9 protein-coding genes are annotated in these 15,351 nt (G+C 74.2%); 4 read left to right on the top strand and 5 right to left on the bottom strand.

Translation table 11 applies throughout. From position 1 onward, the window contains the following. Positions 1-739: 739 nt before the first annotated feature. Genes ABT118_RS28340 through ABT118_RS28325 form a run of 4 tightly spaced genes read left to right on the top strand, consistent with a single transcriptional unit; the run spans position 740 to position 8,932 of the window. Complete coding sequence (locus ABT118_RS28340) at positions 740-3,796, top strand: toxin glutamine deamidase domain-containing protein (RefSeq protein ID WP_350674967.1); 3,057 nt, start codon at positions 740-742, stop codon at positions 3,794-3,796. A 40-nt stretch (positions 3,797-3,836) separates the two neighbouring features. Next, positions 3,837-5,693: a hypothetical protein gene (locus ABT118_RS28335; protein WP_350674966.1), complete on the top strand. Its 1,857-nt coding sequence runs from the start codon at positions 3,837-3,839 to the stop codon at positions 5,691-5,693. A 52-nt stretch (positions 5,694-5,745) separates the two neighbouring features. Next, complete coding sequence (locus ABT118_RS28330; RefSeq protein ID WP_350674965.1) at positions 5,746-7,575, top strand: ATP-binding protein; 1,830 nt, start codon at positions 5,746-5,748, stop codon at positions 7,573-7,575. 55 nt (positions 7,576-7,630) lie between these two features. Beyond that, complete coding sequence (locus ABT118_RS28325) at positions 7,631-8,932, top strand: SUKH-4 family immunity protein (protein ID WP_350674963.1); 1,302 nt, start codon at positions 7,631-7,633, stop codon at positions 8,930-8,932. Positions 8,933-8,968: 36 nt separating this feature from the next. Here the strand turns inward: ABT118_RS28325 and ABT118_RS28320 are convergent, their stop codons facing one another. From ABT118_RS28320 to ABT118_RS28300, 5 genes are read right to left on the bottom strand one after another with little or no spacing between them, the layout of a single operon-like run. Next, positions 8,969-9,847: a PaaX family transcriptional regulator gene (locus ABT118_RS28320; RefSeq protein ID WP_350674962.1), complete on the bottom strand. Its 879-nt coding sequence runs from the start codon at positions 9,845-9,847 to the stop codon at positions 8,969-8,971. 35 nt (positions 9,848-9,882) lie between these two features. Next, entirely contained in the window at positions 9,883-12,243 is a 2,361-nt protein-coding gene (locus tag ABT118_RS28315) for a bifunctional salicylyl-CoA 5-hydroxylase/oxidoreductase (RefSeq protein ID WP_350674960.1), read from the bottom strand. Then, positions 12,240-13,889, bottom strand: a complete 1,650-nt coding sequence (locus tag ABT118_RS28310) for an AMP-binding protein (protein ID WP_350674959.1) — start codon at positions 13,887-13,889, stop codon at positions 12,240-12,242. The genes ABT118_RS28315 and ABT118_RS28310 overlap by 4 nt, the downstream gene beginning before the upstream one ends. Then, positions 13,889-14,818: an acyl-CoA thioesterase gene (locus tag ABT118_RS28305; protein WP_350674957.1), complete on the bottom strand. Its 930-nt coding sequence runs from the start codon at positions 14,816-14,818 to the stop codon at positions 13,889-13,891. Before ABT118_RS28305 ends, ABT118_RS28310 begins: the two co-directional genes overlap by 1 nt. Then, entirely contained in the window at positions 14,818-15,303 is a 486-nt protein-coding gene (locus ABT118_RS28300) for a cupin domain-containing protein (RefSeq protein WP_350674956.1), read from the bottom strand. The genes ABT118_RS28305 and ABT118_RS28300 overlap by 1 nt, the downstream gene beginning before the upstream one ends. Between the last annotated feature and the right edge of the window lie 48 nt (positions 15,304-15,351).

The following is a 15,351-nucleotide window of genomic DNA, read 5'->3' as shown; positions in this document are numbered from 1 at the left end:
CCGGCCCACCGGGCAGACGCCGGACAGCGGTCCCTCGCGTACCCCTGATGGCGACACCGGTACCCGGCCCACCGGGCAGACGCCGGACAGCGGTCCCTCGCGTACCCCTGATGGCGACACCGGTACCCGGCCCACCGGGCAGACGCCGGACAGCGGTCCGTCGCGTACGCCTGACGGCGACACGGGCACCCGGCCCACCGGGTCTGACGGCCCGTCGCGTACGCCTGATGGCGATACGGGTACGCGGCCGTCCCACACCGCTCCCGAGTCGGGTCCAACGCGCACGCCTGATGGCGACACGGGCACCCGGCCCACCGGGTCTGACGGCCCGTCGCGGACCCCGGATGGTGACACCGGTACGCGTCCGAGCGGGCAGACGCCGGACAGCGGTCCGTCGCGTACGCCTGATGGCGATACGGGTACGCGGCCGTCCCACACTGCTCCCGAGTCGGGTCCGACCCGCACGCCGGATGGCGACACGGGCACCCGGCCGTCCCACACTGCTCCCGAGTCGGGCCCGTCGCGTACGCCTGATGGTGACGCGGGTACGCGTCCGTCCCACACTGCTCCTGAGTCTGGTCCGACTCGTACGCCGGATGGTGACTCCGGTGCGCGTCCCAACCCGTCGTCCCCGGACGGCCCGTCGCGGACCCCCGACCACGACCCCGGCACCCGGCCGACGCCGGCCGAGAGCACCCCGCCGCCGCGCGGGGACGACAGCCGCCCCGCCTACGGCCCGGTGCGCCCGACCGAACCGACACCCAGCCACACCCCCGCCCCGGCGGACATCCCCGCACCCCGGCACGAGAGCACCCCCGCCCAGACCCGCCCCGACGCCGCCCCCCAGCCCGACCGCCCCACTCCGGCAGCGGCAGCACCGGACACGGCGCGGACCCCCGACCACACCCCCGCCCCCGAGCCCGCCACCACCCGACCCGACCCGCGAACCGCCTTCGCGGACCCGGCCGGCACCAGCACCCCAACCAGCGACGGCACTTCACCCAACCGCCCGGCCGGACTCAGCACCGCAGGCCTCGGCGCCACCGCCACCGCACCGGCACCCTCCAGCCCGGACCACCGCCCCACCCCCCAGCCGACCCCGGACCCCACACCCGGCACCCCCGGCCAGCCCGGCACAACTCCCGGCGGCGTACCGGGCGCTGTACCGCAGACAGGCACGCCGACAGCCGCAAACCCCGGAACCCCGGGAACCAACCGGCCCACCGCACCCACCACCCCGTCAGCGGGCCCGACCGTCCAGCCCCAGCGCCGCCCCGACCACGACGGGCCCACACTCACCCCGCGTCCCGCCGCCGACCGAGGCCCCACGGGCAACCGCCCCGACCCCCGCACCACCTACGCCAACAACCCCACACCCCGGGCCGACATCCCCTCCCGCCTCGACCCGAACGGGTCGAACACCCCGCGCCCCGCAACACCCCGCCCGGACACCACCCGCCCCGACATCCCGTCACGCCTGGACCCCAACAGCACCAACACGCCACGCCCGGAAGCCCCGCGTCCCGACCTCGGCTCCCGCCTGGACCCCAACGGCGCAAACGGGTCGAACACCCCACGTCCCGACACCACCCGGCCCGACCTCGGTTCGAGGCTGGACCCGAACGGCACCAACAACCCCCGCCCCGACACGTCGCGTCCGGACGGCAACACCCCCGACATCGGCTCGCGCCTGGACCCGAACGGCACCAACAACCCCCGCCCCGACACGTCGCGTCCGGACGGCAACACCCCCGACATCGGCTCGCGCCTGGACCCGGACGGCACCAACAACGCGCACCCCGACACCGCCCGCCCGGACAGCAACACCCCCGACATCGCCTCCCGCCTCGACCCCGACGGCCCGGACACCACCCACCCGGACACTCCCGCCACGCCGGACCACGAGCGCCCGCTCGCCGACAGCCGTCCGTACGACACCCCCGGCGGCCTGGACCGGACCGATCCGCAGCACCAGCAGGACCTGGAGAGCCGGGTCCCGCGGAACCCGGACGGGACGCCCCAGCGGCATCCGGACCCGAACGGCGACTGGCCCGGCGCGGTCAACGGGGACGGGCACCGTGCGCCCGGCCGGGACAACAACTGCCTGGACGTGGCCCTCTCCACGGCCGACACGTACAGCGGCAACCCGACCGCCGCCGCGCCGCGCAACGACACCGGCCCGGACGGCGAGCAGGGCGGCCGGGACCGGGCGGAGCGTCAACTCGGGGCGCCGTTCCGGGACATGGGCGACGGCGACCAGGCGTTCAAGCGGATCGAGGACCAGCTCCGCGACTCCGGCCACGGTTCGCAGGCGGTGATCGTCACCCAGGACGCCAACGGCCGGGCCCACGCGTGGAACGTGGTCAACCACGACGGCAAGATCACCTACCTCGACAACCAGACCGGCCAGCGCAGCGACAAGCCGCTCCACAACGGGGACAACGGCGTCTTCGCCGTCTCCCTCGACCCCGACCGCCGCCCGATACCCGCCGACGACGGCTCCCGCAACGGCACCCCGGAGAGCCGGGGCGACGGCACCGACCGCCGCCCCGCCGACCCGGCGGGCAAGCAGAAGCACGATCCGGAGAACGGCGACGCGGAGCAGGACGGGCCGCCGCACAAGAAGCAGAAGACGGACGACAGCGACCCGACCCCTGACCCGACCCCCGATTCCACAGCCGAAGCCGACGCCAACGCCGGCTCCGACCCCGAGCGCGAGTCGAAGGGTTCGGCCGAGTACGACACGCGGCAGGACAAGGACCAGACGCACTACGGGATGGAGCCGGACAAGACCCAGCAGAACACCCGCACGACGAACGAGGTCACCCAGACCAACACCGAGTCGGCGCACCAGTTCCTCGAGGGCCACATCGACAACGGCCAACTCGCGGCCGTGCTGGACGAGGCGGCGCAGCGGGCGCACGGGACCCCGCCCCAGCTCGGCTTCGACAAGAAGGAGCTGGGGGCCAAGCTGCCCGGCTTCAACGACCTTTCGCGCGGTGAGCAGGGCGCGGTCGTCGCGGCCATGGGACGGCTCAGCCTCGGCTTCCACGAGGCGCACGCCGTGGGCGCCAGCCCGGAGCACATGGCCAAGCCGTACGAGAACGACCCCACCGTCGACCGCAGTGACATGTCGGCGAAGGAGCGGAAGAAGCACGTGAACGACGGCGCCGCGGCGACCGACGACACCTCGCGCGGCGTGGTCTACCACGCGAGCCAGGACTTCCGGACGGCCGGCCCGCCGTCGGGCGACGCGGCACCTGCGCCCGCCCACCTGGTCCGTGAGCACCTGGTGGCGGATCCCCGGTTCGGCGGCCGGGAAGGGGTGTACGAGCTGGCCTCCGGTCCAGGACGCGCGGAACACAAGCCGGACTTCTCCGGCAAGAACTTCGCCGTGATCGAGGTGGTCGACTCGAAGGGCAACAGTCGCTACGTGGTGGACAGTTCGATCCCCAGGAACTCGGTCGGCCGGCGGCCCGAGCACTCCGAGCCGCACCTGGGCCGCTGGGTCGACCGGCTCAACGAGAGCTCGCAGGCGGGTGACTACAAGGTGGTCAGCCTCTACACCGAGCGCGAACCGTGCGGCAACAAGCCGGGGCACGCGGGCTGCTCGAACTACATCGCGGAGCGGCTGCCCGGAGTGGCCATCGACTACGGTGTGGGATACCGGAAGGGGGCGCAGACCGGCGACGGGACCTCGGCCGACAGCCAGTCCAACATGACGCGGGACGCGCAGGCGGACCTGAACCGTCTGGGGACGATCTGGGCCCGGATGGCGAAGGCCGAGCAGCTGTAATCCGCACCCCCCGAGAAGACGATCGGCAAGGAAGACGGCTGTGACAACAGGCGATTGGACGCAGGCTGCGGACCGCGAGGCGGCGGTCGGGACGGTACGGGACTGGGCGGAGACCGGGACGGGCCGGCGGGTGCTGTTGCTCGGAGGTGTGCGCGGGTCCGGCCGGAGCGCCGTGCTGCGGGAGGCGCTCGGCGGGCTGTCCGGGGTGGTCCTGGTCGACTGTGCGGAGCAGGAACCGGACGCGATCGCGGTGTCGGTGCTGCGCGCGCTCGGCGTCGAGGACCCGGACGGTCTCCCCGGCACGTTCCGCGAGCGGGTGGCCAGGGCCGGCGCGGTCACCGGCGTGGTGCTGCTGAACGGTCAGCTGGCCGGCGGTTACCGCGACTCGCCGGCCCCGCAGGCCGTGCTCGACGGGGTGGTGCGCCACCTGGTCGGGCGCTCCGGGCCGGCCGGGTGGGTGGCCGTCGAGGCGGACCTGGACGCCCGGGCCGATCGGTCCGCCGAGGTGACCGCGCTGGCGCTGCCCGCCCCGACCGGCCCGCGGTCCGCCGGTGAGGACCCGCGCGCCGAACGCAGCTTCGACCCGGGGGACCTGCCGGAGCTGATCGGGCGGGCCGACTTCCTGGCAGGCGTCGACCGGGCCGAGTTGGTGGACGCCCTGCCCCTGGCCTGGCCGGACGGCGTCCCGCACAACTCCGTTGCGGCGGACGTCCACTACCTCGACCTGCTCGGCGTGCGGCCGGCCGCGGCGCAGCGCGGCGAGTGGCTGGCGGCGCTGCACCACCGGCTGCTGTCGCAGGGCGCGGACACCCTGGCGGCCGAACTCGCGGCTGCGGCCGAGCTGCCCTGGCGCACTGTCTGGAGCCGCTGGTTCCCGTCCGGCCGTTCGGGTTCGGAGCGGCCCGCCCCCGGGCCGGTCGAGGCCGTCGGGCCTGGTCGGCTCGACGGGCGGCCGGTGGTGGTGAGCCTGGACCTCGACGTCCCGGACGAGGACGTGGACGCCGGGATCGTGCCGGCCCGGACCTCGTACGTCTGGGACGGTGCGACCGGCGAGCGGATCTCCGGACCGCACCGCCGCACGGCCGGCCAGGACAGTGCCCCCGCCGTCGTGGCCGAGGAGGGCTGGGAGCGGCTGAGTTGGAGCCGGGGCCGCCTGCGGTCGGACGGGGTGGCCCGCGCACCGCGCTTCCCGTTCGAGGTGACCGGCGGCGTGCGCCACGGCGACGACCTGCTGCTGGCCGGTACCAACGGCCTGTTCCGGATCGGGCTGACGGCCCCGGTCGACCCGGACGCTCCGGGCTGGACGGTCGAGCCGTTGGTCGAGCCGCTCGCCTTCGAAGCGCCGCGCCCGGTGCCGCCGGAGGTGTCGGCACCCACGGCGGAGTGGCTGGCCGAACCGTTCACCGGCAGCTGGCGGCCCCCGGCCGACGAGCTGCCCGAAGGGCTGGCCGACCCCGGCGCGCGGGCGTTCCTGACCGGGACCGGCGTGCCGCTGGCGGCCGGGCGGGGCACCCTGTGGACCGCACACCTGCCGGAGGAGGGCCTGGAGGAGTGGGACCAGGAGCCCGACGAGGACGGCGGCACCCGGTACGTGTACCGGATCGGACAGTGGCTCGGCGGTGACCTGCTGCTCGACGGTGCGAGCGGTGCGGTGCTGCTGGAGGACTTCGACGGGGACACCGAGCACGCGGCCGGCTCGCTGTCCGCGTTCTTCACCATGCTCCGGCTGTTCTGCGACCCCGGGCGGGTGGTCCGGCAGGTCAACCGCCGGTACGTGGCCGAGCAGGTCGACCGCTGGTTGCGATCCGTGGACGCCGAAGCCGTCGAGGGCTCCTGGCACGTCCTGCTGCACGAGCAGCACGAACTCGACCCCGGCCTCTGGGGTGAGGAGAAGTAGTCCGCAGGTGTCCGCAGCATCCCTACCGTCCCGTCCAGCCCGGAGAGCCGAAGTGACCGTTCCGACCGACCCGTCCGTGACCGACCGTCAGCCGCATCCGTTCGTCGGCGGCCGGGCGGCGGCACTGCGTGCGCTCGCCGACTGGCGGGCGGGGACGGGGCCGGGTGCGGTACTGGTCACGGGTTCCCCGGGCAGCGGGAGGTCCCGGCTGCTGACCGGATTCCTGATGCTCTGTGAGCCGGGGTTCCGGGACCGGATCGAGCTGGCCGTGCTGGACCCGGCGACCGTACCGCCGGAGGGGCTGCCGGCTCCGCAGGTGTTCGGTGCGGCCGGACTGACGGCGTCCCAGCTGCTCTGGCTGGTCGCGGACGAGCTGGTGGCGGGGGCCGACCGGTCCGAGGACGTGCACCGCCGACTGGCCGAGGCCGGACCGATGGCGGTGCCGGTGGTGATCGCCGACTGCGACCGCGCCGGTGTGCTGCCGGGCGGTGGCGAGGTCGCGCGGGTGACCACCGAGGTCCTGCTGCCGCTGGTGCTCGCGCCGGGCGTGCGGCTGCTGGCCGAGGTGCCGCGGGCCGAGGCCGAGCGGTTGGCGAAGGAGGTCCCCGGCGGGCACCTGCTGGTCGTCGATCTCGATCAGGATCCCTGGCGGGACCCGGCCGCTCTGCTGCTCCAGGCCGAGCACAGCCTCGAACAGCCGGGAGCCGCGGGCCGGCTGGCGCAGGTGGCGGACAACGCCCTGGTGGTGCGGCTGGCGGCCTGGTCCGCCCGGGCCGTGCCCGGGGCGCCGCTCGGCCTGCCCGGTGGGGTGGGCGACGCCCTCGACCTGCATGCGGAGCGGTGCGGCACGGACGAACTGACGCTGCGCCGGCTGCTGGCCCCGCTCGCACTGGCCGGGCCGGACGCGGCCCTGCCGCTGGAGCTGTGGGCACCGCTGGCGTCCGCGGTGGCGGGCAAGGACCTCGGCCCCGTACTGGCCGCAGGGCAGCAACTCCTGCTGCCGTTCGTCGAGCTGGCCGGGGACGAGCAGCACCCCGAGGTGCGGATCGTCCATCCGGCCGTCGCGGACGAACTGCGCGAGCGGTTCGGCGGCGCCGTCCGCGAGGTCCAGCGGCGGATCGCCACCGCCCTGCTGGCGACGGTGCGGGGCGAGGGGCCCGAGCGCTGGCGGGATGCCGTGCCGTACGTGCGGGAGCAACTGGCAGGGCACGCGCTGGAGGGCGGGCTGCTGGCGGGGCTGCTGGCGGAGCCCGGCTTCCTGCTGCACGCCGAGCAGCTGCGTCTGCGCGCGGCGGTCGAGGAACTCGTGGCGACGGGTGGCGAGTTGCCCCCGATCGCGCGCACCTGGCTGCGGTTGGCGCCGCTGTTCACCCGGCAGGGCCTGCGGCCGGAACTGCGGGCCGGACTCCTGGAGCACGGGGCCCGGCAGGACGGCGTGGAGGTCCCCGAGCTGGGCGTCGGGCTGCCCTGGAACACCCTGTGGACCCGGCCGTTGCCCGGTGTCCGGGCCGTGACGGCTTCGGTGGGCCCGGACGGCCGGTCGGCCCTGGTCGCCTACCGCCCGGACCCGGGACCGGGGGCCGAGGGGATACCGGGTCTGACGGCGTTCGACGCACTCACCGGGGAACAGCTGGTGGTGGACCCGGACGCGCTGGTCCGCCCGTCCGAGGAGCAGCGGGCCGCGGTCGGTCTGGCGCTCAGCACCGGGGAGGACTACCTGCGGGTGTGGGCGGTGCAGGAGGGCGGTGTGACCGGCGATCCGGTGGCGGTCTTCCTGTCGGCCGGGCCGCTCGGCGGGGCCGACCTGACGCCGGACGGCCTGGTGCTGCTGGCGGACGCGACCGGGGTGAGCGTGCTGCGGCTGGCTGCCGCCGCTGCCTGACGGGACCCGTCCACTAAATTTGACCATCCGAACGGTGCAGAAGGAGAACGACCGCGTGACGACCCGTGAGCAGGCGATCGAGGCGGCCCACCAGTGGATCAACGGTGCCCGGCCCGAGGAGCAGTGGCACCGGATCGGCGTGCACGAGTTCGACCTGGGCTGGGTGCTGTGGCCCGAGCAGCCGGTCGACGACACCCCCGCCGCGGCGGGCGAGCGGCGGGCACCGGCCGAGATCGGCACCGCGTGCGCGGTCGTCGACCGGGAGACCGGTGAACTGACCCACTGGCCGTCGGTGCCGCTGGAGGAGGTCGTCCGGCTCTACCGCGACAAGCTCGGTGCCGGTTCGTACGACCCGGCGCGGCCGCCGGTGGTCGGCCCCGGCGCGACGGCCGTCCTGACCTACCGGGACGCGCAGGGTGAGGAACAGAACCTGTTCCAGAGCTCCGCGCCCGGACACGGCCACCCGGAGGTGCGGGCCTGGCGGAGCCTGCAGGAGCAGGGCGTGCGCCCCGAGGACGTCCTGGCCGTCTACACCGACCTGCGGCCGTGCGAACTGCCCGGCGGCTACTGCGCGGCCGTGCTGCTGGCCGAGCTCCCGGTGGCGTCCTTCTCCTACGGGCACGACTACAGCCCCCGCTACGACCGCCGGGCCGCCGCCGTGCGCGCACTGACCGAGGCGACCGAGAACACGTTCCGGGCCGCGGGCCGCCCGGTGCCGCCGCGTCCCAACCGGGTGCCGTTCCCGCGTGCCGTCCCCGCCGCCGGGCCCGAGCGGGACGCCGCGCTCGGCCGTCGGCTGGCCGTACAGTTCGGCGCCGACGGCGTGCACCGCTTCGACGCCGACGACACCGCGGCTGGCCCGCTGCCCGAGGCGGCCCGGGCCACCCTGGTGTGGGCCGGGCTCCCGACCCGGGTCGAGGGCTTCTTCGAGCTGCTCCCCGGCCTGCCGGACGTCGACGCCCACCTCACCGCCACCGGCCGGGGCACCCGGGTCCCCGAGCGGACCCGGGCGGTGCTCGGCGAGTACGTTCTGCTGGGCACCGACGGCCACGCGCTGGTGGCCGTGCAGTGCGGCGACGGCGGCACGGGTACCGGCGTCGGGGTGGGTCGGCTCTGGGCCGTCGACCCCGACAACGGCAGCGGCCGCTACCTCAACACCGACCTGTCCGCGTACCTGCGCTGCCTGTCCCTGTTCGCCGAACGCCGCCCGACCCTGCGCGGCCTGGCCCCGCAGGACGCGGCCACGGTGGTCGAGGCCCTGCAACGGGACCTCGCCGCCCTCGACGGCACGGTCTTCGAGGACCCGGAGAACTGGTGGGCCGTCATCGTCGAGCAGCTCTGGGACGGGCTGCTCTGACGCCCGGCGCGGGGCCCGCGAGCGGCTGAGGCCGGGTCAGCCCGAGGCGGCTTCGGCGGTGGTGGGCTTCGGCTGCGCGGGCCAGAAGCGGGCGGCGTGGGCGAGGGCCCGGCCGTCCAGTTCGGCGACCAGCCGTTCGAAGAGGCGGACGGCGGCGGGGCCGCTCCAGCCCTCGGTCAGCACCTCGGGCGGGAGACCGGGGTCGCGGAACGGCAGCTTGCGCCAGTGGTCGACCACCGAGAGGTAGGTGACGAAGGCGTGCCTGTCGTCGAGGGGGTCGTCGGCCGGGCGGTCGCCCTCCCGCCCGTACTCCTCGATGAACTCGCGGTAGCGGCGGTCGATTTCGGGGAGGTCCCAGCCGTTGCCGACCATGGTGGTGAGCTGCTGCCCGCCGACCTGGTCGCCGACGAAGACAGCGCACTGTCCGGTGAGGTCGAGTTCGGCGATGGCGCGGCGGGCCGCCGGGAGCATCCGGGCGGGTGCGATCCAGACCGCCGAGCCGATGTTGCCGAAGCCGAGCGAGGCCAGGTGCGCGGTGAGCCGGTGGCGTACCGCGCGGGCCGACTCCGGGACGGAGAAGTTGACCAGGCACCAGCCGTCGCCGAGGTCGGCCGGCTTCCGGGCGTGCCAGATCACCTCGTCACCGGCCGCGAGCGCCTCCAGCGCGAGCGGCGTCAGGGCGTAGCCGCGCAGGCCGGAGCGGGACTCCGACTCCAGCCAGCCGCGCTTCTTGAGCCGGAAGACCGCGGTGCGGACGCTGGAGGCGTCGAGGCCGGACTGGGCGAGCAGTTCCACCGTGCCGGCGATCGGCATCCAGTTGCCCAGGGGACGCACGACCGCGCCGAGGAAGCTCACGAGCAGGGGCCGGGAACGGCGGGTGGTGGCCGAGGGCCGGGCGCTCTTCGTCTCGCTCATCCCGTTCAGTATCGCCGACGGTGCCGTTCACCATTTCATCGGCCCGCACCGGGCGTCCACCGCTGGTGCACCGGGTCGGCGTCCCCCGCGCGCAGCAGCTCCAGCCGCGGCGGGACCCGGTCGGTGCGCGAGGTCGGCGGCCGGCGCCGGCCCGCCTCCCAGGGGACGGGCCACCGGGCGCCCGCGCCCCGGTACTCCTGTTCGGCGGCGGCCTGCAGGGTCCACTGCGGGTTGTAGAGGTGGGTGCGGCCCAGCGCGCACAGGTCGGCCCGGCCGGCGAGCAGGATGGAGTTGACGTCGTCGTACGAGGAGATGGCCCCGACCGCGATCACCTTGACGCCGGCCGGACCGGCCACCCGGTGGCGGATCAGATCGGCGAACGGGGTCTGGTACGAGCGCCCGTAGGCCGGCTTCTCGTCCTGGGTGACCTGTCCTGACGAGACGTCGATCGCGGCGGCGCCGTGCTCGATGAACGCGCGGGCGATCTCCACGGCGTCGTCCCCGGTGTTGCCGTCGGGCACCCAGTCGGTCGCCGAGATCCGGACGGTCACCGGAATCCCGGCCGGGACGGCCCGGCGTACGGCGTCGAAGACCTCCAGCGGGAACCGCAGCCGGTTCTCCAGGCTCCCGCCGTACGCGTCGGTGCGCCGGTTGGCGACGGGGGACAGGAAGGACGACAGCAGGTAGCCGTGCGCGGCGTGCACCTCGATCAGGTCGAAGCCGGCCGCCACCCCGCGCCGGGCGGCCGCGGCGAAGTCGGCGACGACCCGGTCCAGGTCCGCGCGGGTCGCCTCCCGGGGCAGGTGGCAGCCGGGGCCGTAGCGGATCGCGGACGGGCCGATCACCTCCCAGTTGCCGTCCTCCAGCGGCTGGTCGATGCCCTCCCACATCAGCCGGGTCGAGCCCTTGCGGCCGGAGTGGCCCAGTTGCAGGCCGATCCGGCCGGTCGTGTGCTCGTGCACGAAGTCGGTGACCCGGCGCCAGGCGTCGCGCTGCCCGTCGGTCCACAGACCCGGGCAGCCGGGGGTGATCCGGCCCTCGGGCGAGACGCAGACCATCTCGCTCATCACCAGGCCCGCCCCGCCGAGCGCCTTGGAGCCGAGGTGCACCAGGTGGAAGTCGCCGGGGAGTCCGTCCACCGAGGAGTACATGTCCATCGGGGAGAGGACGACGCGGTTCTTCAGCTCCAGCGGTCCGATCCGCACCGGCTGGAACATCGCCGGGACGACCTCGGCGGACTGCTCGGTGCGGGCGAACTCGCGCTCCATCAGGGCGGCGAAGCCGGCGTCGCGCTCCCTGAGGTTCTCCTGGGTGATGCGGCGGGACCGGGTCAGCAGGTTGAACGCGAACTGGGCCGGGGCCTGGTCCGCGTACATGCCGATGTTCTCGAACCACTCCAGCGAGGCCTGCGCGGCGCGCTGGGTCGACTCGACCACCGGCTTGCGCTCGGTCTGGTACGCCGCCAACGCCTGTGCCACCGACGGGTGTTCGTGCAGGCAGGCCGCCAGGGCGAGCGCGTCCTCCATGGCGAGCTTGGTACCCGAGCCGATCGAGAAGTGGGCGGTGTGGGCGGCGTCGCCGAGCAGCACCACGTTGCCGTCGTACCACCGCTCGTTGCGGACGGTGGTGAAGTTGAGCCACTTCGAGTTGTTGGTGCGGACCTGGTGGCCCTTCAGCTCCTCGGCGAAGAGATCCCGGATCCGCCCGACGGCGTACTCGTCCGAGACGCCCGGCGGGAGGTCCCCGGTCCGGTCGAAGCCGGCCCGCCGCCAGACCTCCTCGTGCATCTCGACGATGAAGGTCGAGCCGGTACCGGAGTACGGGTAGCCGTGGATCTGCATGGTGCCCCACTCCGTCTGCTTGACGAAGAACTGGAACGCCTCGAAGACCAGGTCGGTGCCGAGCCAGATGTACTTGTTGCGCCGCCGGTCCAGCGTCGGCCCGAAGACGTCGGCGTACCTGGTCCGGACGGCGGAGTTCAGCCCGTCGGCGGCGAGCACCAGGTCGTGGGACGCCCGCAGTTCGTCCACGTCGGGCACCTGCGTCCGGTAGTGGACGGTGACGCCGAGACCGGCGGCCCGCCGTTGCAGGATCCCGAGCAGGTCCTGCCGGCTCATCGCCGCGAAGCCCTGGCCGCCGACGGTGAACCGGTGCCCGTCGAAGTCGATGTCGATGTCGGTCCAGCGGGCGAACCGGCTCTCCATCGCCGCATGGACCACCTCGTCGGCGTTGTCGATCCCGCTGAGGGTCTCGTCGGAGAAGACGACGCCGAAGCCGAAGGTGTCGTCCGGCGCGTTGCGCTCCCAGACGGTGACCTCGTGGGCCGGGTCCAACTGCTTCATCAGGGCGGCGAAGTACAGGCCGCCCGGTCCGCCGCCGGCGATGGCGATCCTCATGCCAGGTCCTCCGCTGACTGCTCTCGCACGATCCGGCGGAGCTTGAAGTGCTGGAGCTTGCCGCTCGGGTTGCGCGGCAGCGCGTCGACGAAGCGCACGTCGCGCGGGTACTTGTAGGGCGCGATCAGCTGCTTGACGTGGTCCTGGATCTCCCTGGCCTTCGCCGGGTCGCCGACCACCCCGTCCCGGAGCACCACGAACGCGCAGACCACCGAACCCCGTTCGGGATCGGGCGCGGCGACCACCGCCGTCTCGGCCACGTCCGGATGGGTGACCAGGGCGGCCTCGACCTCGGGGCCGGCGATGTTGTACCCGGAGGACACGATCATGTCGTCGCTGCGCGCCTGGTACCAGAAGTAGCCGTCCTCGTCGCGGACGAAGGTGTCGCCGGTGACGTTCCACCCGTTCACGACGTAGTCGGCCTGCCGCTCGTCGTCGAGGTAGCGGCAGCCGACCGGGCCGATCACGCCGAGCCGGCCGGCGACGCCGGGAGCGGCCTCCTCGCCGTCCGGGCCCAGCACGGTGGCGCGGTAGCCGGGGACCGGCCGACCGGTCGCCCCCGGGCGGATGTCCGGCCCGGCGGCCGAGATGAAGATGTGCAGCAGCTCGGTGGCGCCGATCCCGTCGATGACCTTGATGCCGAGCGCGTCGTGCAGCTTCTCCCACAGGCCCCGGGGGATGTGCTCGCCCGCGCTGACCGCCGTTCGCAGGCCCGAAAGGCGGTGCACCTCACCGGACTTGACGATCTGCTGGTACGCGGTCGGCGCGGTGGCCAGCACGGTCACGCCGTGGTCGGCGACCAGCCGGGCGAGCTGCACCGGGGTGGCGGCCTCGGTCAGGAAGGCGCAGGCCCCGGCCCGGAGCGTGAAGACCACCAGCATGCCCAGGCCGAAGGTGAAGGCGAACGGCGCGGTGCACGCGACCAGGTCGTCCGGGCGCAGCCGCAGCGTGTTCCGCCCGAAGGTGTTGTCGATCGACAGCAGGTCGCGGTGGAAGTGCACGGTGATCTTCGGGACGCCGGTGGTGCCCGAGGTCGGCCCGAACAGCGCGACGTCGTCCGCGGCGGTGTCCACCGCCCGGAACGGCGCCGACCCGGCCTCCGTCCGGCGGCTCAGGTCGTCGGCCGTGTCGCCGCCGTGGGGCAGCACGGCCAGCTCCGGCGCGACCGTGTCCCGTACCGCGAACACCTCGTCGAGGTACCGGTGGTCGACCAGAGCCACGGACGGCCGGGTCTTCGCCACGATCGGTGCCAGCTCGCGCGCCCGCAGCGCGGCCATGCTGCTGACCACGATGCCGCCGGCCTTCAGCACGCCGAGCCAGGCGGCGACCGCCCAGGGGGTGTTGGGGGAGCGCAGCAGCACCCGGTTGCCGGGGACCAGGCCCAGCTCCTCGGTGAGCACCCGGGCGACCCGGTCGGCCCGCCGCTGGAGCTCGCCGTAGGTCCAGACCTCGCCGTCCGGGGTCCGCAGCGCGGGCCGGTCCGGACCGAAGGCCGCCACCGGACGGTCGATCAACTCGACTGCGGCGTTGAGGCGTTCGGGGTACTGGAGCAGTTCGGTGGTGAACTCCAGTACCGGCCACTGCCCGGCCGGGGGCAGGTGGTCGCGGGCGAAGGTGTCGGTGTGGGCCGAGTCCGGCGGTGCCATCACCGGCCTCCCCGGGCGGTGTCCGTCCCGGCCGTGCGCAGCATGCCCTCCTGGACGACGGTGGCCAGATGCGTGCCGTCGGGGGTGAAGAAGCGGCCCGAGCCGAGACCGCGCCCGGCCTCGGCCGCGTCCGCCTGCTGGGCGTAGAGCAGCCAGCCGTCCGCCGCACCCGGCGGCAGGGCGCGGTGGAACCACATCGCGTGGTCGAGACTGGCGGTGACCAGCCCCTCCTGCGCCCAGTGCAGGCCCAGGACGCGCAGCACCGGCTCCAGGATGGTGTAGTCGCAGACGTAGGCGAGGGCGGCGGTGTCCCGCTGCGCGTCGGTGAGCCCCTCGACCGGCCGCAGGGCGTCGAACGGCCTGACCCAGACCGCCTGGTGGGGCACCCGCGCACCCTCGACGCCCAGGTAGACCGGGCCCGGCAGGTGGCGCATGTCGAAGCTCCGCCCGGTGGACCAGTAGGCCTTCGAGGCCGCCGTCATCGTCCCGCCGGTCCGGTCCGCGAGGTACTCGGCGGAGCTGGGCAGACCGTCCGGGCCCGGCAGGTCGGGGAGGACGGCCTGGAAGCTCGAACCCGCCTCGCCCGTGGCGAAGTTGGCCAGGCAGACGTAGAGCTGCTTGCCGTTCTGGTAGCCGCGCACCTGCCGGGTCGAGTACCCCCGGCCGTCGCGCAGCAGCTCCACCTCGTAGCGGACCTCCCGGCCGATCTCGGCGGGGCGCATGAAGTAGGAGTGCATCGAGTGCAGCCGCTTGCCGTCCTCGACGGACCGCATGGCGGCCGCCGCGGCCTGGGCGACCAGGTCGCCGCCGTAGGCCTTCGGCCACGGGCAGGGCTGGGTGACGGCCGTGAACGCGAGGTCGAAGTGCTGGGCCTGCGCCGGGCTCAGGGTGACCGCGGCGGTGAAGGTCTCGGAGGTGGTGTCGGTCATCAGGGGCGCTCCAGCCAGTCGCGCAGGTCCGCGTCCGGGACCTCGGGGAGGTTGACCACGATGTTCTCCGGCGTGCGGGTCGTCATCCAGGTCAGCGGGTGGTCGCGGTCGAGGTTGCACTCGACGTGGGGCATGAACGGCGGGACGAAGACCCAGTCGCCCTCCGCCAGGTCGAGGTAGTCCTCGAAGGTCCGGCCGAAGTAGATCCGCCCCCGGCCCGACAGCACGTAGCCGCCGGTCTCGGCCTCGCCGTGGTGGTGCGGGACCGAGCGGTAGCCGGCCTCGTTGCGGACCTTGCCGAACCAGAGCCTGGTGGCCGGGGTGTGCTGGATGCTGACGCCCGAGATCCGGGAGGCGCCGGCGGACTGGCCGGTGTCCCCGGGCTCCGTACCGGCCCGGGTCACCACCGGGACCACCAGGCCGCTCGCGGTCGCGTACATCGAGTTGTCGCCGTCCAGGACGTGGTCACCGGGCGTGGGGTCCATCGAATCTCCTTGTGGGGCGGGGGAGCCGGTCGGGTCGGAGCAGGCCTG

The organism is Kitasatospora sp. NPDC002040 (genome assembly GCF_040296785.1).
GTDB lineage: Bacteria > Actinomycetota > Actinomycetes > Streptomycetales > Streptomycetaceae > Kitasatospora.
The sequence above is the reverse complement of the archived record's forward strand: the minus strand, read 5'-3'. Positions and strand labels throughout refer to the sequence as shown.